At 61.7% G+C, this 23,800-nt stretch carries 23 protein-coding genes and 1 tRNA gene; 9 read left to right on the plus strand and 15 right to left on the minus strand.

The window, feature by feature from the left end; all coding sequences use genetic code 11:
• The first annotated feature begins 86 nt into the window (after positions 1 to 86).
• Together Q0X21_RS03580 and Q0X21_RS03585 are read left to right on the plus strand one after the other, a co-directional pair.
• Complete coding sequence (locus Q0X21_RS03580) at positions 87 to 1,748, plus strand: AMP-binding protein (RefSeq protein WP_297850373.1); 1,662 nt, start codon at positions 87 to 89, stop codon at positions 1,746 to 1,748.
• 92 nt (positions 1,749 to 1,840) lie between these two features.
• A complete protein-coding gene (locus tag Q0X21_RS03585) occupies positions 1,841 to 2,299 on the plus strand; it encodes a DUF4442 domain-containing protein (RefSeq protein WP_297850375.1) in 459 nt (152 codons plus the stop codon).
• A gap of 62 nt (positions 2,300 to 2,361) precedes the next feature.
• On the opposite strand, the gene Q0X21_RS03590 is transcribed toward Q0X21_RS03585, so the two are convergent.
• Both Q0X21_RS03590 and Q0X21_RS03595 read right to left on the minus strand, forming a co-directional pair.
• A tRNA-Thr gene (locus Q0X21_RS03590) sits at positions 2,362 to 2,437 on the minus strand.
• 85 nt (positions 2,438 to 2,522) lie between these two features.
• Positions 2,523 to 3,758, minus strand: coding sequence for a DNA polymerase III subunit delta' (locus Q0X21_RS03595; protein ID WP_297850377.1), 1,236 nt, complete (start codon positions 3,756 to 3,758; stop codon positions 2,523 to 2,525).
• A gap of 87 nt (positions 3,759 to 3,845) precedes the next feature.
• Between Q0X21_RS03595 and Q0X21_RS03600 the strand changes: the two genes are divergently transcribed.
• Positions 3,846 to 5,372: an adenylate/guanylate cyclase domain-containing protein gene (locus Q0X21_RS03600; RefSeq protein WP_297850379.1), complete on the plus strand. Its 1,527-nt coding sequence runs from the start codon at positions 3,846 to 3,848 to the stop codon at positions 5,370 to 5,372.
• A 183-nt stretch (positions 5,373 to 5,555) separates the two neighbouring features.
• Here the strand turns inward: Q0X21_RS03600 and topA are convergent, their stop codons facing one another.
• Positions 5,556 to 8,492, minus strand: a complete 2,937-nt coding sequence (gene topA / locus Q0X21_RS03605) for a type I DNA topoisomerase (RefSeq protein ID WP_297850381.1) — start codon at positions 8,490 to 8,492, stop codon at positions 5,556 to 5,558.
• A gap of 214 nt (positions 8,493 to 8,706) precedes the next feature.
• Between topA and Q0X21_RS03610 the strand changes: the two genes are divergently transcribed.
• A complete protein-coding gene (locus tag Q0X21_RS03610; protein WP_367172687.1) occupies positions 8,707 to 9,342 on the plus strand; it encodes a DedA family protein in 636 nt (211 codons plus the stop codon).
• Positions 9,343 to 9,410: 68 nt separating this feature from the next.
• Here the strand turns inward: Q0X21_RS03610 and Q0X21_RS03615 are convergent, their stop codons facing one another.
• Positions 9,411 to 9,614 carry a cold-shock protein gene (locus Q0X21_RS03615; protein WP_297850382.1) on the minus strand — a complete coding sequence of 68 codons (204 nt, stop codon included), beginning with the start codon at positions 9,612 to 9,614 and terminating at the stop codon, positions 9,411 to 9,413.
• Between the two features lie 170 nt (positions 9,615 to 9,784).
• Here Q0X21_RS03615 and Q0X21_RS03620 point away from each other — a divergent pair, with 170 nt between their 5' ends.
• A complete protein-coding gene (locus Q0X21_RS03620) occupies positions 9,785 to 12,154 on the plus strand; it encodes a DEAD/DEAH box helicase (protein WP_297850383.1) in 2,370 nt (789 codons plus the stop codon).
• On the opposite strand, the gene Q0X21_RS03625 is transcribed toward Q0X21_RS03620, so the two are convergent.
• From Q0X21_RS03625 to ssd, 7 genes are all read right to left on the minus strand, one after another.
• On the minus strand, positions 12,151 to 12,504 hold the full coding sequence (locus Q0X21_RS03625; protein WP_297850384.1) for an Rv3654c family TadE-like protein: 354 nt from the start codon (positions 12,502 to 12,504) through the stop codon (positions 12,151 to 12,153). The two genes, Q0X21_RS03620 and Q0X21_RS03625, sit on opposite strands and share 4 nt — an antisense overlap.
• The gene (locus Q0X21_RS03630; RefSeq protein WP_297850385.1) at positions 12,501 to 12,815 is read right to left on the minus strand and encodes a hypothetical protein; all 315 of its coding nucleotides are present in this window, start codon (positions 12,813 to 12,815) and stop codon (positions 12,501 to 12,503) included. The genes Q0X21_RS03625 and Q0X21_RS03630 overlap by 4 nt, the downstream gene beginning before the upstream one ends.
• Before the next feature lie 8 nt (positions 12,816 to 12,823).
• Positions 12,824 to 13,066 carry a DUF4244 domain-containing protein gene (locus Q0X21_RS03635; protein WP_297850386.1) on the minus strand — a complete coding sequence of 81 codons (243 nt, stop codon included), beginning with the start codon at positions 13,064 to 13,066 and terminating at the stop codon, positions 12,824 to 12,826.
• Positions 13,067 to 13,169: 103 nt separating this feature from the next.
• Positions 13,170 to 13,763, minus strand: coding sequence for a type II secretion system F family protein (locus Q0X21_RS03640; RefSeq protein ID WP_297850387.1), 594 nt, complete (start codon positions 13,761 to 13,763; stop codon positions 13,170 to 13,172).
• Positions 13,760 to 14,530, minus strand: a complete 771-nt coding sequence (locus tag Q0X21_RS03645) for a type II secretion system F family protein (RefSeq protein WP_297850388.1) — start codon at positions 14,528 to 14,530, stop codon at positions 13,760 to 13,762. Before Q0X21_RS03645 ends, Q0X21_RS03640 begins: the two co-directional genes overlap by 4 nt.
• A complete protein-coding gene (locus tag Q0X21_RS03650; protein ID WP_297850389.1) occupies positions 14,527 to 15,672 on the minus strand; it encodes a TadA family conjugal transfer-associated ATPase in 1,146 nt (381 codons plus the stop codon). The genes Q0X21_RS03645 and Q0X21_RS03650 overlap by 4 nt, the downstream gene beginning before the upstream one ends.
• On the minus strand, positions 15,665 to 16,708 hold the full coding sequence (gene ssd, locus Q0X21_RS03655) for a septum site-determining protein Ssd (RefSeq protein ID WP_297850390.1): 1,044 nt from the start codon (positions 16,706 to 16,708) through the stop codon (positions 15,665 to 15,667). The genes Q0X21_RS03650 and ssd overlap by 8 nt, the downstream gene beginning before the upstream one ends.
• A gap of 363 nt (positions 16,709 to 17,071) precedes the next feature.
• On the opposite strand from ssd, the gene Q0X21_RS03660 reads away from it, so the two are divergent.
• The 3 genes from Q0X21_RS03660 to Q0X21_RS03670 all read left to right on the plus strand — a co-directional run bounded on the left by Q0X21_RS03660 (position 17,072) and on the right by Q0X21_RS03670 (position 19,477).
• Positions 17,072 to 17,911 carry an HAD family phosphatase gene (locus tag Q0X21_RS03660; protein WP_297850392.1) on the plus strand — a complete coding sequence of 280 codons (840 nt, stop codon included), beginning with the start codon at positions 17,072 to 17,074 and terminating at the stop codon, positions 17,909 to 17,911.
• A 78-nt stretch (positions 17,912 to 17,989) separates the two neighbouring features.
• The gene (locus Q0X21_RS03665; RefSeq protein WP_297850404.1) at positions 17,990 to 18,511 is read left to right on the plus strand and encodes a phage holin family protein; all 522 of its coding nucleotides are present in this window, start codon (positions 17,990 to 17,992) and stop codon (positions 18,509 to 18,511) included.
• Positions 18,512 to 18,571: 60 nt separating this feature from the next.
• Positions 18,572 to 19,477 carry an alpha/beta fold hydrolase gene (locus Q0X21_RS03670; protein ID WP_297850393.1) on the plus strand — a complete coding sequence of 302 codons (906 nt, stop codon included), beginning with the start codon at positions 18,572 to 18,574 and terminating at the stop codon, positions 19,475 to 19,477.
• Here Q0X21_RS03670 and Q0X21_RS03675 read toward each other — a convergent pair.
• The 4 genes from Q0X21_RS03675 to nth are packed head-to-tail and all read right to left on the minus strand — an operon-like array spanning position 19,474 to position 22,727.
• Positions 19,474 to 20,661, minus strand: a complete 1,188-nt coding sequence (locus Q0X21_RS03675) for a MarP family serine protease (RefSeq protein ID WP_297850394.1) — start codon at positions 20,659 to 20,661, stop codon at positions 19,474 to 19,476. The genes Q0X21_RS03670 and Q0X21_RS03675 overlap by 4 nt on opposite strands.
• Before the next feature lie 27 nt (positions 20,662 to 20,688).
• The gene (locus Q0X21_RS03680) at positions 20,689 to 21,375 is read right to left on the minus strand and encodes a CoA pyrophosphatase (protein ID WP_297850395.1); all 687 of its coding nucleotides are present in this window, start codon (positions 21,373 to 21,375) and stop codon (positions 20,689 to 20,691) included.
• Positions 21,376 to 21,930, minus strand: a complete 555-nt coding sequence (locus Q0X21_RS03685; protein ID WP_297850396.1) for a TlpA disulfide reductase family protein — start codon at positions 21,928 to 21,930, stop codon at positions 21,376 to 21,378.
• Positions 21,927 to 22,727 carry an endonuclease III gene (gene nth / locus Q0X21_RS03690; protein ID WP_297850397.1) on the minus strand — a complete coding sequence of 267 codons (801 nt, stop codon included), beginning with the start codon at positions 22,725 to 22,727 and terminating at the stop codon, positions 21,927 to 21,929. Before nth ends, Q0X21_RS03685 begins: the two co-directional genes overlap by 4 nt.
• A gap of 272 nt (positions 22,728 to 22,999) precedes the next feature.
• On the opposite strand from nth, the gene glxR reads away from it, so the two are divergent.
• Positions 23,000 to 23,683, plus strand: coding sequence for a CRP-like cAMP-activated global transcriptional regulator GlxR (gene glxR, locus Q0X21_RS03695; RefSeq protein ID WP_297850398.1), 684 nt, complete (start codon positions 23,000 to 23,002; stop codon positions 23,681 to 23,683).
• The last annotated feature ends 117 nt before the right edge of the window (positions 23,684 to 23,800 follow it).

The following is a 23,800-nucleotide window of genomic DNA, read 5'->3' on the forward strand; positions in this document are numbered from 1 at the left end:
ATATTGCTATCGTACGGCTAACTACACAGGCTTATATCTTCCCGATATTTTCGTCTACTAATCTAAATTTCTCAAGGAGCTTTGGCATGGCAAACCAAATCAGCTACTCTCCCATCCAACGCGTTGGCGCTTTCTTGGAGCTCGCATCGCTGATCGTGCGTCGTCGCATCGTCAGCTTCGAAGGCGGCCCCGGTGTGTTCATCCGCGGTTTCGGTGACCTGCCACGCTGGGGAATTACCGCCGCACGCGAGGTCGAGCAAGGTGCACGTTGCTGCCCGGAACGCAACGCGCTTATCGACGACTGCGGTGTCCTCACCTACCAACAACTCCGCGACGCTTCTCGCAAAATGGCTCAGTGGCTGCTCAAGCACAAGCGTGAGGCTGGTCTGAAGGAACTGCGCATTGGAATCATGGCGCGCAATGGCCGCCACTTCGTCATTCCTTTCGCCGCGAAGAGCTACGCCGGTGGCGCGGGCTTCTTGCTCAATATCGGTTCCTCCCCGGAACAGCTCGTCGGCTGCATTGAGGAAAACGATATCAATGTGCTGTTCATTGACACTGAATTCACCGACCGCATCCCGGCCGATCACCCGGCAATGGACAAGGTCGCCGTGGTGTGGGGGCATGGGGGAACGGGTGAGGCAAGCGTCGATAAGCTGCTTGTTTCTGATGCTGACCTGCCGAAACTGCCGCTGATTCCCACCCAAGGCGACATCGTGCTGATGTCATCCGGCACGACCGGCGTACCCAAGGGCATCTTGCGCACCGAACCGAAAATCCCGTACGTGCTCACCGGCCTACTGTCCGCCGTGCCGTGGTACGCAAACCAGACAGTGCTGCAATCCGCCTCGATGTTCCACACATGGGGCTGGGCAACGCTGCTCGTCGGACTGGGCTCGCGCTCCACGATTGTCACCCAGCGCGAATTCGATCCGGCAACCGCGATGCAGCAGATCCAAGACTTCCGCGTCGACGGCCTGATCTCGTCTCCGATCTTCTACAAGCAAATGCTTGACCTGCCGGATAACGAGCAGTGGGACACCTCCACCCTCAAGTGGATCGCATCATCCGGCAACTCGCTGACCCCCGATGTTGTTGCGCGCGTCCACGAACGCTTCGGCCCGATCCTGGCGAATATCTACGGCTCAACCGAACTTTCCCTCGCCGCCGTCGCCACCGCCGACGACGTTGCGCAGCACCCCACCGCCGCCGGCCACGTCGTCCCCGGAAGCACCATCAAGCTTTACGACGACGACGGCAACGAAGTCCCCCAAGGCCAAACCGGCCGCATCTTCCTCAACAACGAGACCGCCTTGAAGGGCTACTCCAACCCGGAAACACCCCTGGTCATGATCGATGGGCTCATTGAGATGGGCGACCGTGGCTACTTCGATGAAAAGGGCCGCCTGCATGTCCTTGGCCGCAACGACGACATGATCATCATCGGCGGCGAGAACGTCCACCCCCAGTCCGTCACCGAAACCCTCGAACCCATGCCCGGCATCGCCGATATCTACTCCGGCGGTGTCGACGACGAAGACACCTTCAAACGCGTCGCCGTCTGGGTCGTCCGCTCCGACGACGAAACCGGCCGCAACCTCACCGCCGACGCCATCCGTGACTGGGTCCGCGACAAACTCGCCCACCACTCCATCCCCCGCGACGTCAACTTCGTCGATTCCCTCCCCCGCAACCCAACCGGCAAGGTCGTACCGCGGTTCCTCCCCGAGTCCCGCCGCGACGACTAGGCTTCGCGCAAACTCGGACCACGGCCCGCGTATAGTTTTGGACGCTCGTGAACTAGACCACACTTCCCCGATACGCATAGGAGCACTCAACCGTGGCCCATTTTTCCGCGCGACAGCTGAAGAACTTCATGCAATTCTGGCCCCCACTTCTCGGCGCCGGCGTGAAGATCAAGGAATTCACCGACGACGGCACCCGCGTCGTGGTCACCCACAAGCCGAACATCCTGACCAAGAACGCCATGGGCGTGGCCTTCGGCGGCACCATGTCCGCCATGACTGACCCGTTCTTCATGCTCGCCTCCATGCACCGCCTGGGCAAGGAGTACAAGATCTGGGACACCGCCGGCGAAATCAAGTTCATCAAGCCCGGCCGCGGCAAGATCACCGCCGACATGCGCATCCCGGATGAGACCTACGAGCTGATCAAAGAAAAGACAGCCAACGGCGACAAGTACCTCCACTGGTTCGAAGTAGACATCGTCGATGAGGAAGGCGACACCGTCGCACACGTACGTCGCCAGGTGTACTACCGCCGGAACCAAAAGAAGTAGCGGCAATCACAGCAAAAAACGAACAAACCCCAGCTAAAACACTGTTCTAGCTGGGGTTTTGGTGGAGCCGCCTGCGAGAATCGAACTCGCGACCTTCTCATTACGAGTGAGACGCTCTGCCGACTGAGCTAAGGCGGCGGGACCGTCACGCAGGTATGCGTGACTTCTTCCGAGGGGATAGCTTAATCCACGAGTGCGCCACTGCAAAAACTGCAGGTGGAGGTTAGCTTGCGCGGCAGGCTTTTCGGATGCGGCCGAGCATACCGTTGAAGGCGATGACGGGCAGGACGGATTGGCCGAGGCGTTCGCGGCATTGGGCGATGGCGTCGAGGCATTCGGTGAGTCCGGCAAGGTCGACGCGGCCAGCGATCTCACGAGACAGGCCTTCGTAATCAGGGTGGATGAGCTCAAGGCCACCGCCGGCGCCGAGGACCATGGCATCGCGGTAGATGCCGGCGAGGTCGACGAGGGTGAGGTCGAGGACATCACGAAGCCGTCGCGTGCCACGGGCTTTTTGTTTAGCTTCGAGTTCCTTCAGCGACCCGGACGCGCCCTTCAACGCACGCGCGGCACCTTTGCCTTTCGCGCCCATGCCGAGGGCGTTTTCAAGCTTCTCACGTTCTTCTTCATCGGCTTCGGCATAAGCATCTTTAGCTTCGGCGTCGGCAGACTTCACCAGCGCGGCGACAGCTTGAAATGCCTGATCACCGTGAAAAACAAGCTCAGCCAGGTTGATCGCGCTCGCGCGGCGGTGCTGTGCGGCCTCACTGCGTACCAGGCGTCGCGCACGCCCAACATGGTGCAGCGACGTCGCAGCTGCCAGCCGTGCGTCCCCCTCAGAGGCGCCTTCCTCACTCACCAGCAGCCGGACAATTTCGCTTGTCGACGGCGCCGGCACGTACACATGCCTACACCGCGACCTCAGCGTGGTTGAGAAATCCTCCGGATCTGTGGACGGGGCACACATGATGATCACGGTGGACTCGGGTGGTTCTTCGACGGTTTTCAAGAAGGCGTCGGCAGCGGCCGTCGAAAAGCGATCTGCGTCGTCGATGACCACGACCCGCCACTTGCCTACCGACGGCAACCGCGCTGCCTGCTGAATGATCCCGCGGACCGTTTCTACCTTGATGCCCAGCTCCTGCGGCACGATGTGCACGACATCTGTGTGCGAACCCGCCAACGCATCGCGGCACGCCTGGCAACGACCGCACCCAATCTCATTCGGGTCGGTGCACATTAGTGCCGCGGCGAAAGCGAGCGCCGACGTCGAACGCCCTGCCCCCGGCGGGCCGGTGAAAAGCCATGAATGCGTCATTGCATGCGCATCCGCCCCGTCCACACCGCGTGCGGCAGCGGCGGCAGACATGATTGTGTCGCGCACCGTCGGGATATCCGCCAAGCGCTCAGACACACTGCGTGGTGGCGCTGGCTGGGTGGAAGCAGTCGGGACAGTCACGCGCACTAGCCTACTGGCAGCACCGAACCAAGGATCGTTGACGGTAGTGGGACTAAAGCGACAGCAGGCCACGTAAAGTAGTGCAACGTGAATAGTTTTTGGCGCGGTTTCCGTTGGCTCATGGGCACCCCCTGGCCGCTGTACGCGTCTGTCCTGCTCTTCACAAACGTCGCCGCCGCGATCGCGATCATGGCGTTCGTGCGCTACCTGATCCCGATGCCGGAGGCACGCCAGCTCGCCAAGGTCGCTGCTGGCTTCGCACCCGTTGGCATTATCTATTTGGTGGTAGCCGTCATCGTCGGCGGTCTCGTGTCGTATTGGCTCTTCCGGCCGGTCCTTCTGTACCAACGGCGACCCGATGATTTCGATCCGTATGTGGTGCGCAACCTCGTGCTGCGCATCCCGGTGCTGCAAACCTTGGTCGTGGCCTTGATCTGGTTCATCGGCATCATCATCGCCACCGCTGCTGCGTCGCGTACCACGGGCAGTCTTGCGCTCGTGGTCGCTGTATCGACGCTTATGGCTGGGTTGGTCACCGCCGTGCTCACCTATGTGCAGGCAGAAAGGCTCGTGCGTCCGATCGCGGCGAACACGCTGTCTCGACGCTTCGCTGACACCACGCTCGAACCACCCATCAAGCAGCGTTTGTACATGACCTGGTTCATGACATCGGGCGTGCCTTTGATCGGTATTCTCTTCCTACTGCTTGCCCAGAACAACGGTTTCTTCGGGCACACGCCGGGCGAGCTGATGCCGTCCATTTCGGCTCTGGCTGTCACCGCGATCGTGACCGGCATGGCCGGCACGGCATTTGCCACGATGAGCGTGGTTGACCCGATCAAGGAGCTCCAAGAGGCGATCAACCGGGTGCGTCGCGGCGAAACCGACACCCAGGTGGATATTTACGATGCCTCCGAGCTTGGTGTACTCCAGGCCGGCTTCAACGAGATGATGCGTGGGTTAAATGAGCGCCAACGAGTGCGCGATATCTTCGGCCAATACGTAGGCAGTGAAGTCGCACAGAAGGCGCTCGAGGAGAAACCGGAGCTCGGCGGTGAGGACCGCAAGGTCGCGGTTGTGTTCGTCGATGTGATCGGCTCGACCAACTTCGCGGTCAACCACACGCCGGAAGAGGTCGTGGATGCTCTGAATGAGTTCTTCGAGATCGTCGTGGACGTGGTCCACCGCAACCGTGGCGTGATCAACAAATTCGAAGGCGATGCTGCACTGGCAGTGTTCGGTGCCCCGCTGGCGGTCAACGATTCCACGTCGCACGCCCTTCAGGCAGCACGTGAGCTGCGTCAGGAGCTCGACGGACTTGAGCTGGAAGCCGGCATTGGTGTTGCTTCCGGCCACGTTGTTGCTGGCCACATCGGTGGCCAGGACCGCTTTGAATACACCGTGATTGGCGACGCGGTGAATACTGCTGCGCGCCTCACCGAGCTGGCGAAGGACTCCCCGGGCCGGGTGCTCACTAACTCCTCAACACTCAAGGGCGCCAACGAAGTCGAGCAGGCCCGCTGGACCGTGATGAAGTCCATCGAGCTGCGTGGCCGCAACAAGATGACGCAGCTGGCCCGCCCCGTCCGCGCGACGATGGCGGACAAGTACTGAATCCCCGGCCTGCGCCCGCCAGTCCGCCACTAGATGCGTTTGCAGCCCCATTACAAAACCCCAGGTGAAATGTTACGAATGTTGCGCCTGGGATCCGAATTCCATACGCATCTAGTGGCCCTGTAAAAGGGTGGCGCGAACGACCCCGCCGGCCAACCCCGCCGGCCACCCCAGGGAGCGGGCCTACCTGCGGCGGGAGCCGGCCTTAACCACGCGCTTGGTGGTCTGCGGCGGCTTCTTTGCGGTCTTCTTGGCTGATTTTTTGGCAGTTTTCTTCGCCGTCTTCTTCGCAGATTTCTTGGTCGTCCGCTTCTTGGTGGTCTTCTTCGCGCCACCAGCACCCTCTTCGGCCTCGCGGGCACGACGAGCTGAGAGCAGCTCGTTGGCGCGCTGGTCAGTCATAGTCTCCGGGGTGTCGCCACGCTGGAGAGACGCATTGGTCTCACCGTCGGTGACGTATGGGCCGAAGCGGCCGTCCTTCACGGTCATGGGCTTGCCGGAGACATCGTTGTCGCCGAGCATCTTCAGCGGCGGCTTCGCAGCAGCGCGACCGCGGCGCTTGGGTTCGGCGTAGATGCGACGAGCCTCATCCAGGGTGATGGAGAAGATCTGCTCCTCATTCGCCAGGGAACGGGAGTCAGAGCCCTTCTTCAGGTACGGGCCGTAGCGGCCGTTCTGGGCGGTGATCATCTCACCATCGGCAGGGTCTTCGCCGACCTCGCGGGGCAGGGACAAAAGCTGCAGTGCCTCGTCCAGGGTGACCGTGGACGGCTCCATGGAGCTGAAGAGGGAGGCGGTGGCGGGCTTGAGTTGTTCGTCGATAAGCTGCTCGACCCGCTTTGCCTTCTGGTTGGCTGCAGTCTTTGTTTCCCAGTTCTTGGCGCGCTTGCCTTCAGCGGCGCGTTGGGCGTCTTCTTCGGCGCGCTCCTGCGCGATGATCTCCTCCGCGCGAGACTCGGCGGTGGCGCGCTCATCGTCGCGCACGAGCTCGGTGACGTACGGGCCGTAGCGGCCTTCCTTGGCCACGACGGTACGGCCGGTCTTCGGGTTCTCGCCGAGTTCGCGGCCGGTCGGCGGGGTAGCAAAGAGCTTCTCCGCCATCTCCTTGGTCACTTCGTCCGGGGTGGTGGACTCAGGCAGGTTGGCGCGCTGGTACTCCGGCTCGCCTTCGGCAGTCGTGCCCACCTGGCGTTCCAGGTACGGGCCGTAGCGACCAACACGGACGTAGACCGGGCGATCCTCGTCGTCGTGGAAGAGCTCGAGCGAGTTCACGCGACGTGCGTCGATGGATTCGAGGTTGCTCTCGATGATGGACTTCAAGCCACCGCGACGCGCAATAGCCTCGGCGGTGGACTCATCGGCATCGGCGTCACCGAAGTAGAAACCAGTGAGCCACTGGGTGCGGTTCTCGTTGCCGCGGGCGATTTCGTCGAGCTCGTCCTCCATGGACGAGGTGAACTCATAATCGACGAGCGCATCAAAATTCTGCTCAAGCAGGCCCACGACAGAGAACGCGACCCATGTGGGCACGAGTGCATTGCCACGGGGTGCGACATAGCCACGGTCCTGGATGGTCTTGATGATCGACGCGTACGTCGACGGACGACCAATGCCGAGTTCTTCCATCTTCTTCACCAAGCTGGCCTCGGTGTAGCGGGCCGGCGGGTTGGTGGAGTGGCCGTCAGCGGTGACCTCGCGGGTAGCAAGGCCATCGCCCTCAGCGAGCTGCGGCAGGTGCTTTTCGTTCTTGTCCTGCGTGTCCGAGTAGGCGCGCAGCCAGCCTGGGAAGGTGATGGTGCGACCGGAGGCGGACAGTTCGACATTCTCACCGGTGGTCGCGGTACCTGCGATCGTGGCGGTGACGGACGTGCCGCGGGCATCTTCCATCTGGGAGGCAACGGTGCGCTGCCAGATGAGCTCGTAAAGCTTGAATTCCTCTGCGTCGAGGGAGCTGGCCAGCTCACCGGGGGTGGCAAAGCGCTCACCCGCTGGGCGGATCGCCTCGTGCGCCTCCTGCGAATTCTTCACCTTACGGTCGTAACGGCGCGGGGCGTCGGTGACGTAATTAGCACCGTAGAGTTCGCGGGCAGCGGATCGTGCGGCGTCGAGGCCCTGCTTGGACAGCGAGGTCGAGTCCGTACGCATATAAGTAATGTGGCCGTTCTCGTAAAGGCGCTGCGCAATACGCATTGTGCGGGCGGACGTGAAGTGCAGCTTCGCGCCTGCAGCCTGCTGCAGCGTCGAGGTCATGAACGGCGGGTACGGCCGACGGGTGTACGGCTTGGACACCACCTTGGTGACCGTCATGTCCTGGCCGGTCAGACCGTCCGCAAGGGCGCGGGCATCCTGCTCGTCGACCACGACCAGCTCGTCGTTTTTGAGTTTTCCGCGGTCGTCGAAGTCTTTGCCTTGGGCGATGCGGGAGCCGTCGATAAGCGTGAGCTTTGCGTCGAAAGTCTCGCCGGAACGCTCAAGGGATGCGGTGAGGTCCCAGTATTCCGCGGGAATGAACGCCATGCGCTCGCGTTCACGCTCGACGATGACGCGCGTTGCCACCGACTGCACGCGGCCAGCGGACAGGCGCGGCATGACCTTCTTCCACAGCACGGGCGAGACTTCGTAGCCGTACAGGCGGTCGAGAATGCGGCGTGTTTCCTGCGCGTCGACAAGATCCATGTCCAGCTCGCGCGTATTTTCCGCAGCCTCTCGGATCGCGGATTCAGTGATCTCGTTGAACACCATGCGTTCAACCGGCACCTTCGGCTTCAGCACCTCAAGCAAGTGCCATGCGATCGCTTCGCCCTCACGGTCCGGGTCTGTCGCGAGCAGCAGCTTGTCGGACTGCTTCAGCTTGGCGCGCAGGTCCGTGACCTTCTTCTTTTTGTCCGCGCTGACCACGTAAATCGGCTGGAATTCCGCCTCCGGGTTCACGCCGAGCTTCGCCCACGGTTCCTTTTTGTACTTCGCCGGAATATCGGCTGCGCGGCCCGGAAGGTCGCGGATGTGGCCCACAGACGCCTCGACGAAATAGGCATCGCCCAGATATTTCTGGATCTTCTTCGCCTTCGTCTGCGACTCCACAATGACCAGGGTCTTGCCCTGTCCGTTCTGCTCAGCCACGCCGGGTGACTCCTTAAACCTTCGGCTCAACGATTCTCTAAAAAGACAACTACCACTATTTTCACGGCTGCGCGTAAACAAGGGGTAGCGCCATTTCGCTTATCGACGTTAACACTCCCCTCCCCCAACCCCTCCCGTCCCACTACACTTTCCGCAAGAGGTCACGTCTAAAGCACACTAAAAACTGCTGCGGCGGACAGGAAGGACGGAAGCTGTGACAGAAATTGTGGACTCGCTCATCGGGTTCTTGGAACAGCTCATGACCACGCCGTTGTTCTATCCCCTACTCAGCCTCGTGATCATGCTCGATGCGTTGTGTCCGTTGATGCCATCTGAAACAGTGCTTAACCTCGCCGGTGCCTTTTCTGGTTCGCAGGGTGTGCCGGATGTGCGCTGGATTTTCGGCGCCGCAACAATCGGCGCGATCATTGGCGATAATTTGTGCTTCATGTTGGGCGGGCGCCTAATCGGGGTGGTCAACCGCCTCGACCCTGAATCCCGCGCGGGTAAGACCATCAAGTGGGTGCGCGCGAACCAGAACAAACGCGCTGGGGTGACCATCATCGTCGCCCGCTTCCTGCCGTGGGCGCGGTGGGTAGCCACGATCGTGCTGGGCTCAGTTCGTTATAACTGGTTCTTGTTCTTCATCTACGACACCATCGGCGTGCTGCTGTGGGTCACCATCGGTGTGGGCGTGGGCTATATCGGTGGCTCGATCATGTCCGATTACCCACTTCTAGCGATGATCGTGGGCGTGACCCTCGGTTCCCTGGTCGGCCTGGCTATCCAGAAACTGCAGACGAATCTCTCCGAATGGAACGACGTGCGCCGCGGAACTTCGGTCATCTAAAAGCATTCCGGCATGAGAAAACCCCGGCTCATTCTGGTCTTCGACCAGGTAGCCGGGGTGAATAGTTCTTAGAGCGCGCGCACCTGCTGTGCCTGCGGGCCCTTGCTGCCTTCGCCCACCTCGAATTCAACCTGCTGGTTTTCTTCAAGGGTGCGGAAACCGCTGCCCTGGATCTCGGAATAGTGGACGAAGACGTCCGCCGAGCCATCTTCCGGGGCGATGAAGCCGAAGCCCTTTTCGGCGTTGAACCACTTCACTGTTCCAGTAGCCATTGTGATTTGTACCTTTCGTGTTTTCCGGCCTGTGACCGGTTGTTCGCGGTCGTGCTTGCAAAACTCGCGAGCACCCCGTGAAAGGCGCACACAAAATCTGCGACCATTGATTATTTTGCCATGAATTAGGGTTTTACGTCGGATATAGATTTTGAAGTGAGGAGATCACGTTGACACAGCCGTCAGCTTTCGCCGCCGAGCTTATCGACGGCCTTTCATCCTCCCTCCCCTCCGCCACCCTCACCCATGTGCGCACTGTGCCTGCTCAACCATCCCAAACGGTTGAGTGGCCCGCCTGGGTGGACACCGACCTGCGCAGCACGCTGATGGAGTCTGGCATTTCTGACCTTTATATCCACCAACGCCAATGCGCTGACCTCGCATGGGCTGGGCATAACGTCGTTGTGGCCACAGGCACGTCCTCCGGTAAGTCATTGGGCTACCAGCTGCCTGTGCTGAGCACGCTTGCCCATGACCCAACCGCTTGCGCTTTGTACATCACCCCCACGAAAGCTCTGGGCTCCGATCAGCTGTTGGCGGTGAGCGATCTGATCAAGGGCCACCCCAAATTGAGTGGCCCGAAAGGGATCAACCCCGCTCCCTATGACGGTGACACTCCCACCGAGGCGCGCTCGGCAATTCGGGAGACCACCCGCTTCGCCTTCACCAATCCGGACATGCTGCACGCGGGCATTTTGTCCTCGCACGTGCGATGGGCGCGCTTCTTGCGACACCTGAAATATGTCGTGGTCGATGAATGTCACACCTACCGCGGTGTCTTCGGCGCGAATGTGGCGCTCGTACTGCGCCGTCTGGATCGCCTCGCGCGCGCCTACGGTGCGGAGCCGACATTCATCTTTGCTTCTGCAACAGCTGCTGATCCCGCGGCTCATGCCACCAGACTGTGCGGCCGCGACGTCACCCCCGTCACTGAAGACGGCGCCCCCACCGGCGAGCGCACTTATGCCCTATGGGAACCCGGGTTCATCGAGGGTGCCGAAGGAGAAAACGGTGCCCCCGTCCGCCGCGCCGCCACCACTGAAGCGGGCACGATGATGGCGAATCTCGTTGCCTCCGGCGCCAGAACCCTGACCTTTGTGCGGTCCCGGCGCGCTAGCGAGACCGTGGCCATGCGCGCTGCTGAAGACCTTGTTGCTGCTGGTCGCGCTGATTTCGCCCGACGTATCGCCTCCTACCGCGCCGGCTACCTCGCCGAGGACCGCCGCGCGCTCGAGCGTGCCTTGGACGATGGCGATCTCCTCGGCATGGCCACCACCAATGCCCTTGAGCTGGGCATCGACGTCGGTGGACTCGACGCGGTTGTCATGGCTGGCTTCCCCGGCACCGTTGCTTCATTCCGGCAACAGGCAGGCCGTGCTGGTCGCCGTGGGCAATCTTCTCTCGTGGTCATGATCGCTCGTGATGAGCCCATGGACACCTACCTGGTCCACCACCCGGAAGCCCTTTTGGACAAACCGGTGGAAAACAGTGTGTTCAACCCGTCGAACCCTTATATCCTGCGGGGACACATCTATTGCGCCGCCGTGGAGAAACCACTCACCGTGGCGGAGGTGGAAGAACTGGGGGCGCAAGGGGTCGTCGAAAAGCTTGAAGCCAAAGGGCTGCTGCGCAAACGCCCGCGTGGCTGGTTCGCAGTCCCGCAGCTCGAGGGCGAGATCTCCCCGGAGACCGCCCACGGCGCGGTGTCTCTGCGTGGCGGTGCTGGCGAACAAGTCATGATCGTCGACGCCACCGACGGCCGTCTGCTCGGCACCGTCGATTCCGCCCGCGCCGCCTCCCAAGTCCACGACGGCGCCGTGTACATCCACCAGGGCGAATACTTCATCATCGACGAACTCGACCTGGACAATTACATCGCGCTCGCCCACCCCGAAGTGCCCGATTACAGCACGATGGCTCGCTCAACCACCGACATCCGCGTCATCGGTGAAGCCCACGCACGCCGCAATCCCTCGCCGGGTCTGTGGGTGGCAAGCGTCGACGTCGAAGTCACTGACCGCGTCACCGGCTACGCGGTCAAGCTTGCCGACGGCACCACCTCCGAACACATCCCCCTCGACCTCCCCGAGCAAAAACTGTTCACCCGGGCCGTCGCCTACACCATTGATCCGCTTGTTCTGGACAAGATCGGGGTGGCTGCCGGTGATATCCCCGGCACCTTGCACGCTGCCGAGCACGCCGCCATCGGTCTGCTCCCCCTCCTTGCCACTTGCGACCGGTGGGACATCGGCGGTGTCTCCACCGCACTTCACCCCGACACAATGCTGCCCACCGTCTTCGTTTACGACGGCCACCCCGGCGGCGCCGGCTTCGCCGAAGAAGGCTTCACCCGCTTCCACCATTGGATATCCGCTACATACGAAGCCGTGAAGTCCTGTGGCTGTGCTGCTGGCTGTCCCTCGTGTGTACAGTCACCCAAGTGCGGCAATGGCAACCAGCCACTGGATAAAGCCGGAGCTTTGAAACTGCTCGGCGCTCTGGTCACCATGACTGCGGAGGTTGAGCAGCCAGATGTTTAAATCGGGCCGGCCTTCGCCACAGCCTCCGCTCGCCTAAGTGTCACGGTGACGGTGACGTCGGGACCTATGATCTGACAGTCAGCGATAGCTGCGCCGTTGAGCTCTGCGGTTGTGCGCGCTGCGGCGCAAGCATCTGCATCACCTTGGGCGGTGTATAAAGCAGTCGCGCCGGCAATAGCGGCGAGGTCGGCGGCGACCTGTGCACGATGCGAATCCGCGGTCCGGCTGACTAATGCAGCAACCACCAGGGCTAATGCCACCACCGCAGCGACGATGCCGGCGGAGAGGATGGTGGCGTAGCCGTGGTCGTCGCAAAGCTTGGCCCGGGCGCGCGAGGCAGTCGCTGTCACGGCGCCTCCACTGGGAACGCGGCAGTCGCGGTCATCGGGCGGACGGGTGCTGGAACTGTCGCGGTCACCCGCACCACTCCAGCGGACTCCGCCACTGTGACGGTCGCACCATCTCGTGGTGGCTCATAATCCACCCCGATGGCATGTGACCGGGCAGCCGCACCGGCGATATCCACCGCTGAGATATAGGCACCCAGTGTCGCGATTCCAGCCACGATCGCTGCTGCCACTGTGACCAAAACGGCTAGGGCAAGGGCGGCTTCGATGGTGACGGAGCCTCGTTCGTCGAGAAGCGAAAAGCGCTGTGACATGCTGCGACCTAGGACGGAGTGTTGGACAGGGCGTCGGTGATGATGCCTTCGATGGCGTCCACCACCCCGTTACCGTTGATCACCATGTAGAGCACCGCGGCGAGTGCTGCTGCCGCGAGGCTGCCCATGGCGTATTCGATTGTCGACATGCCGTCATCCCGGCGCAGAACAGCCGCGCGAGCAGCGATTTTGATGTAAATGCGGGCCAGGAAAGAGTTGACGGAATGGGTGGTCGTGATTGCTGCGGTCATTGTTTTAACTCCTTGTTTTTGTTGTGAATTTCGCTGTGTGTGAGAAGTTCAGAAGTGTCGTGTGGTCAGGTCGATGAAAAATCGCTTGTTTTTTCGTGCCTCCTTACTGCCCGCCGAACATTTGTGACCCCAGGCCGATGACCACGGGTGCCAGCCCGAGGACGAAGAAGGCCGGAAGGAAGAATGCGGCGAGCGGAATGCTGATTAAGACCCCGGCGCGTTCGGCAGCGGCGGTTGCATCATCGGCGGCTTCCTCACGGAGGGTTGCCACGATGCGTTCGCAGCCTTCAGCGACGGCTGATCCGGATGCGTGTGACAGGGCGACGAGCGAGGCGAGTTCTTCGCACCCAGGTACCCCGTCCATGGCGGACCATGCGCGTTCGGGTTCAACGCCGAGCTGGTGGTAGGCCACTACTCGTCGCCATTTGTCGGCGAGTCCCCCTTCAAGCCCGTAGCTGTTGGCCGCTGCCTCCGCGGCTGCAGAGACGGGTAGCCCGGCGCGGAAGCAAGCGGCGAAGAGCTCGATGTCGCTGGCGATCCGGTGCCGATCTGGTGGGCCGTCGCGCGGGGCCTTCGGGCTGTTCAGAGCCGCACCGGAGGGGTTATGTGCAGAAGAATCACTAAGCCGACTACGAGGTGGAGCTGCGGGCATGGCTAGCGCGGCACCAAGCAGGATTGCTGTGGGCACGGTGATCATGCGGCGGCCCTCCCGATGATGAACTGTGAGGTATAAAACCCGGCGCAGACCAGCGCGGTGCCGCCAAGTAGCAGGAGACTTCCAAAGCCGCCGCCGGTGAGCAATGCGATGGGACGAGCGCCCATTGCTTGGCCCATGAGAATGCCAGCTAGCGGGAGGACGGAGAGCACGACTGCGGTGGCGCGGGGACCAGCGAGCGCAGCGTTGGTGGCTTGGCGGTGGCGGAGGGCATTGTCGATGCGTGAGCGGGCGCTTTCCAGAAGGTCAGCCATGGGAATCCCCAGGCGGGCGGAGAGTCCCCATAGCGCACCGACGTCGCGGAGTTCGTCCAAGTGAGATTCGGCGAGGATGGAGGCCCCATTGCCCCCGCGACGTAAATGAGCGGCGGCGCGTTCGAGTTCGCGGGTCAGCTCCGCGGGGGTTGCGTCGGGGAGCTGGTTAACAGCTCGAGCGGAGGCGTCAGCCACGGTCGACCCGGCGCGAAGTGCGGCGACGAGGTGGCCAAGATAGGTCGCTGTGGCTTCCAGTCGCAGGGTCGCAGCTTTCTTTCGCTGGGAGCGCACCAAAGTGTGCATAGCGGTGGCACAGGCGACCCCCGCAGCGAGCACGACAAGGAGCCGGTCCGTAGCTAAGACGACAGGCACCACGAGAGCGGAAACAACCGGGAGGAAAACGGCGGGGTTGCGGGGTGGCGTGCCCACACCGATGCGTCGCACTGGTTGCGCGGGAACGAGCACGATTGCGGCGGCGAGCAGCAGGACGGTCATGATCTGACCCCCAGCTCACAGAGCAATTCGTCGTAGCCATCGCCGGGGCCGGCATCAGCATCCCAGACAACGCGGGGGACCACCGGGTTGCCTTCAAGCAGCCCGATCTGGTGGACGCGTCGCTTGCCGTCCGCGCCGCGTCGCATGACCACGACAACATCAACAGCTGCGGCGAGTTGTGCATGAAGAGCCTCACGGTTCAACCCACCGAGTACAGCGAGCGCTTCCAGACGCGCGGGGACCTCCTCAATCGAATTCGCGTGCACGGTCCCCGCACCGCCGTCATGGCCGGTATTCAACGCGGCGAGCAGGTCCACGACTTCAGCGCCGCGAATCTCCCCCACCACGATCCGGTCGGGCCGCATGCGTAGTGCTTGTCGCAGCAGGTCAGCGATGGTGATCTCGCCCGCACCTTCGGCATTCGCGCCGCGCGACGTCAGATTCACCACGTGCGGGTGCGCTGGGGTCAGCTCAACGGTGTCTTCAATGGCCACGATGCGCTCATGCTCAGCGACTTCCGCCAGCATCGCCGCGAGCAACGTCGTCTTTCCCGTTCCGGTTCCACCAACAACGAGAAAAGCTTTTCGCTTATCGACGATCCCCTTAAGCACCCCCGCCCTCTCCCCATCCACTCCTCCCGAGGTGTGAAGCTGGTCCAACGTCGCTGTTTTGTTGTGCAGCACTCGCAGGGACATGCAGGTTCCACAGTTAGCGGTGGGGGCGAGGATGGCGTGGAAGCGGAGGACGGTGCCGTCGTCACGCGAAATGTGCCCGTCAGCGAAGGGACGCGCATCGTCGAGGCGACATCCGCAGCTGCTAGCCAGTCGTGTGGCAAGTCGGCGAACTTCTGCCTCCCCACCGAGCGTGAAGCTTGCACGCTCAAGGCCTTGGCCCCGATCAAAGAAGATGTCTTCTGGTCCATTGACGCAGATATCGGTGACTCCGTCGATGGCGAGCAACTGCTCGAGCGGGCCCACACCGACCGTTTCATCGCGGAGTGCGCGCATGATGCCCAACACATCGAGATCACTTATGACAACCGCTTCTTCCCTGATCAGCGCCGCCAGCTCAGCCGGGCTACTCTTCCCGGGATCCTCAGCGAGACGGCGCTGCACCTTCGCCATGATCGATGCTTTATCCATTGGCCACCTCCAAGATCGCCTCTGCTGCGGTGACCAGAGGACGTGGCAGCCGCTTCGGCAGACCATCCACCTCAACGGCGCGCACCAAGCGTGGACTGTGTTTGATCTCCGCGACTACGTCCGCACCGGCGACACGTTCCACCTCCTGCTTGCTCAACCCCGACCAGCCGCGGTGACGCAAGACCAGAGACACGGGCGTATTCGCTGCCCGACATTCAGCACTGATCAGCGCTGCTGCTGCCACCGCCCTGACTTCTGCTGGCACAACAACGAATGCGTGATCACATCTGTTCGGTAGAGCATCCGGTGGGCAATCCACCACGGTGAGACCGTCTGCGCCGAGCACCGTGGCCACCCGGTCCACATCTGCTCTCAGATCGCTTCCTGTCGGAACGGTGGTCCGCGACCGCGTCAACACGGCGATCCCATCCTTTGTTTGTGGCAACGCCTGCCACAGCTGCGCGCGGTCGACGGAGCCTTCCCCGAGTTCGATCTCGCCCCACCGCGCACCCAGCTCTTCTTCCACGCCGAGCAGCAAATCCACACCACCGGAGTACCGATGCGCATCCACCAGGACAGGCTGGGTATCCACCACTGCAGCACGTGCCACAGCCGCAGCCAATGTCGAGGTGCCTGCTCCCCCAGCTGCACCGACCACAGCCACCACCGTGCCCACGGTTGGAGCAGGTGGTCCTGCCGTGGAGCGCTGGCCGTGAGATCTAGCCAAGGCGAGTTTGCCCAGTGCTTTGAGCAGATCTGCCGCTTGTGCCGGAAGAACGAAGTCCCCGCCAGCAGCATCCATGTCTGTCTCACCGCTGATCCGAAACACCCCGTCGCGGGGCGGCAGAGGGGCAAGGTCGGGGGCGCGGGCAGCGTCGATAAGCACGGCGAAAGCGCGTGAATAGTGTCGGACAAGGTCATCGGGGCCCTGCGAATCAATGATCGGGCGGCCCGTTGCGGCAGCGAGGTGGGTGGCCTCCGGATGCAAAAGAGCATCATCTACGGCGATGAGAATCGGTGCTGTGTCTGTGCGCATGGGTTCACCTTCACCCAACGCTTCTGCCTGCTCAAGGGCACAACCGCCAGCCTGTGGATAACCACGGTTTTGCGTGACACGTCCGCAAAAAATTGTGGATAACACCCAGCCCACACAGCGAAACAGATGCCGCCAGGAGGGAACCACCAGAAAATTAAGGGGCGGCCCGCACTATCGGGGGGGGTGCGCGGGCCGCCGTAACCCGGCCACAAAGGGGGGGGTAGGGCCGGGGCCGGCCGCACTGTATATCGGGGCCGTGCGCGAATAATTATGGCACACGGCCCGAACCAAACACAATGGCGCGCACGCACATCACAATGAGAGTCTGCTCACCCCTCTTGACCATGGGCGTAGACTGTCCGCATGACAGCTTCAGGCGCAGAAAACCGCGCCGTACACGGACCGGATTCACACCGTGTGGCGGCGTTTTTCGACCTGGATAAAACAATCATCGCCACGTCATCCGCCTTCGCTTTCGGCCGCGGATTCCTCGACAACGGCATGATCACCCGCGGAGAAGCTCTCGAGCTCTTCCTCACCAAAACCTCCTACATGTTCAACGGGCAGTCCAGCTCCAAAATGGACGCCACCCGCGACCGCCTCGCAGACATGGTCGCGGGCTGGCCCGTCGCCGATGTGCGCCGAGTGGTGGCTGAAACGATGAACACGGTCGTCACACCCGCGATCTACCGCGAAGCACGCGAACTCATTGACTGGCACCGCGAGCAGGGCCACGACATCGTCATCCTGTCCGCCTCCGCGTCGTTGCTCGTCGAGCCCATCGCCAAAGAGCTCGGCATCAACCGCATCGTGGCCACCGAAGTTGAAATCGAAGACGGCAAACTCACCGGCAAAATCACCCGCTACCTCAAGGGAGAGGAAAAAGCGAAGGCGATGCGGGAGCTCGTCGAAAAGCGAAATTACGACCTCGCGGCAAGCTACGCATACTCAGATTCGCTTACCGACGTCCCCATGCTCGCCCTCGTCGGCCACCCCGTCGCCGTCAACCCCGAGCGTGGACTACGGAAGCACGCCCTTGAACACGGTTGGGAAACACGTAGTTTCAAAAACCCCGAACCCCTCTTCGATCCGCCCGGTGCGAAAGAGATCGGGATCGGCGCCGGAGTCGTGGTCACCGTGACCGCATTGACCGGCTTCGGCATCTGGCTCGCCCAGCGTGGACGCGGCGGCACCACCTCATAATGTGCTGTACGTTACTATTGAGTCCGTTATTTATTACTGATGAAACTGCGCGAGCGGCGCGCACCGAGGAAGGTTGAGATTATGAGCGACAATGGTCTGTACACCAGCGGGTCGAGCAGCTACAAGGCAAAGGTCGATTCCATCCCGCTCCGCGACACTGACGTGACCCAGCCGGGTAGTGACTCCCTGGGCACCCTCGTGTCCAATGCCACCGAGCAGGTTTCCAGCCTGGTCCGCAGCGAGATCGAACTGGCCAAGACCGAGGTCGTCGGTGAAGCGAAGAAGGCTGCCGTGGGCTCTGGCCTGCTCGGCGTTGCCGGAGTCGTGGCAGCATTCTCTTCCTTCTTCTTTTTCTTCTTCCTGGCCAAGCTGATCGCTATCTGGACCAATGATGCGTGGGGCTTCGGCATCGTCTTTTTGATCATGATCATCACCGCAGGCATCCTCGCCCTGATCGGTGTGAAGCGCTTCAAGGCCATGGGCAAGCCGGAGAAGACCATCGAATCGGTCAACGAGCTGAAGAACCTGGTTCCGGGCAAGGCTCAGGAGAACCTGAAGAAGGACACCTCGGAGCTCTACACCTCCTACGGCACCAAGTAATTAACGCTTAAGTGCAACGCCCGGGACAAAACCCGGGCGTTTTTCATGCACATGCCCTTCATGAGTACCCAACCAGTCTCGCCTAAGACGATCGCGCTCGACGGGCCATTTGAGCACGTCTTCCTGCACACGCGCGGCATTCGCCTGCACGCGGCGACGGCGGGCGACCCAGCTGACCCGCTCGTCGTACTGATTCACGGCACATTCGGTGCCTGGGTGGACTACCGGCACGTCATCGCACCACTGGCTGCACGCGGCTTCCATGTCGCTGCGGTGGACATGCGTGGGTACGGCATGTCCGATAAACCACCTGCACGAGCCGGCGACAACACGCTCATCTCCGTTGGGGATATCGACGGCATCATCACCGCACTCGGCCACGACCGTGCCCACATCATTGGCCACGACACCGGCGGTGCACTCGGCTGGGTCTTCGCTTCCGCATACCCGCACCGCACCGCAAGTCTCACCTCCATTTCCGCCGCACACCCGAACGATCTGCGCGCACACCTACGCACCCGCCCATGGGAATTGATGTTCATGCTGATCCGCATGGCTGTCGGGCGCTTGCCAATCTGGTTCCACCACCTGTGTGCGCCGCTTCTCCCCCGCGTATGGCACCGCGAGCTCACACTCAATACCGCCCCCAAATTCGCCGGCACGCCAGAATTCAAAGAAGCATTGCGCCTACGCATCCAGGCCGCGCGCATCGACAACGCTCTGCGTGGCATCGTCCGCAACACGCGTCTGCTCACCGCGCCACGCCGCACCAACCCGCTTATCCACGCCCCAACTCACCTCCTCCACCCCCCTCAAACCGTCTGGGAACGCATCGACACCCGCGCTGCCCGCCGTCTCAGCTCTTCCCCCACCGTTGCGTCTGTCCCCGGGACGAAGAATGCACCGCACATCGAAGATCCCGAAGGCTTCGTCAACGCGGTGGCTGATTTTCTTGTTCAGCTCTAAGCCACGCAGGTTCGCGTATCCACCGGCTCGGTCAGCCCGACATAGTCCCCGACTACATCTTGGACCTGCTTCACCGTGAGTGCGTAGCCGGTCTCAGAGCCGTCGACAGCCGTACCGAAGATGACGCCGAGCACCTCACCCGATTCCGCGAGCAGCGGACCACCAGAATTGCCCTGCTGAATATTGCCACGCAACGTGTACGCCTGACGTTCAGTACGGCCAGTGGCGTAAATATCCGGCCCGGAAATATTCAATTTTTCCCGCACACGTACAGGCGTGACCGTGAATGGACCATTGCCGGGGAAGCCCATCGCCATAGCGCCTTGTCCGCTCACTGCTGAACCAGATGCAGTGTGCAGTGGAGCAAGCCCCAGATCAGGTGCGTGAAGCACAGCGATATCAATCTCCGGGTCATACAGCACCACTGTCGCACGCTTCAGGCCCAAGACGGTGTCTAGCTCCACACTGTTGGTGCCAGCCACAACGTGCGCATTCGTGATCACATAGTCCGGGGCGGACACGAAACCCGAACCAGACAACCGGCGCCGGCAGCTCTCCGCGTCCCCCAGGACATGCACCACGCTGGGGCGCGCAGCGTCCACAACACCTTGATCAATGATGCTGTGGTCAGGCGCATCCACCTCAGTTCCGCCCTGTTGGAAGGGAGAGACCATGGGGGGAAGGCCGGTGACGTCGATAAGCCGTGCAACGTGCTCGGGCGCTTTGTTGACCCACTGCGGCGCCGCGCTGTCCATCGCCGTGAGTATGCGCGAACCGCGGATCGCCCCGCCCAGCTGGCCGCCCGCATTCGCCGCGACTGGAACAGCGATCAGCCACACCACAACAAGCGCCATGACGAGCTGCAACAACGATCCAATGAGCGAATCGAAACGCCTCGTCATCTTCGACCGCAACCTGTCGCGCAAAGCCGAGCCGACCGTCGCTCCAACAATATTGCCCGCCCCAACAAACAGCACCACGGTGGCCAGCAAAAGAAGCAGACGCATACTCGTGCTGTCAGACACGCCCACCAAGAAACTCGCTGCGACAAGCCCAACAACGAGCCCCGCCGCGACACCGACGGCTGCGAAACCTGAGGAAAAAGCGCCCTGCCGCCAACCGCTGACCATTGCCGCGGCAAAGAGCACCACGAGCACGAGATCGACGATAAGAGCAGCAGTCACGGAAGGACACACTACTTGCCGAGCGCGCTAAAACCCATGTCCCTCGCCGTTGCGCGAAGCGCGTAACGCCTTACGCAGATCCACCTTTTCTTTGTGATCCCACGGCTCTTCCCAGCCGGCTTCGCGGATCATCACGGCCAAAAGCGACGCCGTGAATCCCCACACGAGGTACCCATTCACGTCGAATGCCGGCCCCGACCACCCCAGTCGCGCAACGCGGAAACGGTTCTCCGGGTCGATCAGTTGGGCCAGGTCAACGAAGAAAACATCATCATTTTCTTCCGGGCTGGCGCACCACACCTCACCGGGGTTTTCGGCATAGGCCAGTACCGGGTTCACTGGGTGACCGGATGGGCCGACAGCGATCGATTCGAGCACAGCCAAAGGTTCCACCCTTTGCGGATCAAGCCCAGTTTCCTCATTCGCCTCGCGTAAGGCAGCATCCACCGCACCATGATCGCCCGGCTCGAGCCGACCACCGGGAAACGCCATTTGACCAGAGTGATTCCGCAGCGTCGGCGCACGGTGCGTGAGCAGAATCTGCGCGTCCTTCGGCAGAAACATCGCATCACGCTGCCCGGTGAAGCACATCAGCACAGCAGACGGCCGCGGTTTCCGCGACGCCAACCGCATATGCCCCTGCATTTTGTTCACCAGCTTCGCATTACCCGGCGCCGACAGCACGCCCGCCAGATCATCCAGCCACAGCGCCACCTACAGCACCTCCTCCACAGCTTTCGCAATTTCGCTTGACGACGAAAAAGCCCTCGCCACAACCCCCACCTTCTCCTCCCCGCGGAAGACCACAGTTACCGGCACAACCCCTGGCAACCCGAGTGTTCCGGCAAAGGAATTATCACTGTCCTGGTAGCTCGGCAGATCCACCCCCAGATCATTCAACAGTGCGGCCCCGTTCGTGGCATTCGTGTCCGCATGCACCCCGACCACGGTGTATTCCGGGTGCTTGCGCGCGAATTCCTCCAGCGCCGGCAGTTCCTCCCGGCACGGATCACACCACCACGCCCACACGTTGACCACGGTGATCTCTGCCTCTGCGGCCACCGTTTCTCCCCCAAGACACGGCAGCTCCACTCCCCCAACACGTGGACCGGGGCAGTCCGGGCGTTCAGGGATCTGTTCTGCTTCAGGCGAGACTTCCTCTGCAGGATCTGGTGCGCTCTCTGGCCGCAACAACGACACAGCCGCCACCACAACGAGCACCGTCACCACTGCGATAACCGCAGCGCTGATCCAGACCTGCTTTTTCACTCCTCTCCCTCCGAGACCATCTGCAAAATATGCTCCCGCTCAGGGCCCGAAACCAGCTTCTCCGCCTCAGCCCACTCAATGGGGCCTTCCTTACCAAACGATGGGCAATCAAACGCCAACGGGCACGCACCACACGCAGCCTTACGGGAATGGCACACCCGACGGCCACAGAAAATGATCCGATGAGAGAACATTGTCCACTCCGACTTCTCAATCATTTCCCCGATTGCCCGCTCAATCGCCACCGGATCCTTTTCCTTCGTGAGCCCCAACCGATGAACAAGCCGCTGGAAATGCGTATCCACCGTCAACCCCGGCAGACCGAACGCATTGCCCCGCACCACATGCGCCGTTTTGCGTCCGACGCCAGGCAGTTTCACAAGATCCTCAATCGCGACGGGAACCTCGCCACCGAATTCCGCGACCAGCATCTCGCCGATCCCCTTCAGATGCCCCGCCTTCGCACGATAAAACCCAACTGGTTTGATGATCGCTTCTAATTCCGCGGGGTCGGCAGAGGCATAAGCGGCAGCCGTCGGAAAGCGTGCAAAAAGCTCCGGCGTCACGCTATTGACGCGCACATCCGTTGTTTGCGCGCTTAACATCGTGGCCATCAACAATTCGAGCGGCGTCGAAAAATCCAGTTCAGCATGTGCATCCGGAAACATATCCGCCAGCGTCCGATTAATCCGACGCGCCCGGCGAGTACGACCGAGCTTCGTTTCCGTCCCCTTCGCAGCCGGATGAGACCCAGGCCGGCGAAACCGCAATGGCGTCCTCGAAGCAGAACCAGACATGGCGTTCACTATAGTTGGCAGATATGGTGAGTATTCTTCTCGCGCTGCTGGCGCCCGTCTTCCTAGCCATTTTTCTCGTGGCCATGGAACGCCTCGAAATAGCAGTTGTCCAACCAGAACACTGAACCAGCAGCAAATTCATATATTTCTGCCCCAAACAACCGTCCGCGGGCTAGGTCACAAATGATAAAGTGGGCAGCTGTGACATAAACCGTGGGCACACGCTACGGTGACCAATTCCACACCGTCTTGATGATGAATAAGGAGCTTCGATGCAAAGCGTGCAGGAAACGCTGTCCCGCGCCGGGATTTTCCAAGGCGTGGACCCCGATGCAGTGATCAACCTGATCTCCCAGATGCAGACGGAGTCGTTTCCCCGTGGCACCACCATCTTTGACGAAGGCGAGCCCGGCGACACCCTCTACATCATCGTCGAAGGCAAAGTGAAGCTTGCCCGCCACGCACCCGACGGCCGTGAGAACCTCCTGTCCGTCATGGGCCCGTCCGACATGTTCGGCGAGCTGTCCATCTTCGACCCGGGCCCGCGCACCTCTTCCGCTGTCTGCGTCACCGAAGTCAAGGCAGCCACAATGGACTCCGAGATGCTCCGCACCTGGATCAATGATCACCCGGAGATCTCCCAGCAGCTCCTCCGCGTACTCGCTCGCCGTCTGCGCCGCACCAACGCATCGCTCGCGGACCTGATCTTCACCGACGTTCCCGGCCGTGTTGCCAAAACGCTGCTCCAGCTGGCAAATCGCTTCGGCACCCAGGAAGGCACCGGTCTGCGCGTCAACCACGACCTCACTCAGGAAGAGATCGCACAGCTCGTGGGCGCTTCCCGCGAGACGGTGAACAAGGCGCTCGCCACCTTCGCTCAGCGCGGGTGGATTCGCCTCGAGGGCAAGTCTGTGGTCATCGTCAACACCGAGCACCTCGCGCGTCGCGCCCGCTAACCAGCGCTTATCGACGTTATCCACAACCCTGTGGATTCTCCCCGCCCCTAGCCGGGCGGGGCGTTTATTGTTTGGGGCATGAACGATTTCGCGGTTTATGTTGGTGCCACCAACGCC

This window comes from uncultured Corynebacterium sp., from assembly GCF_947253065.1.
Lineage (GTDB): Bacteria > Actinomycetota > Actinomycetes > Mycobacteriales > Mycobacteriaceae > Corynebacterium.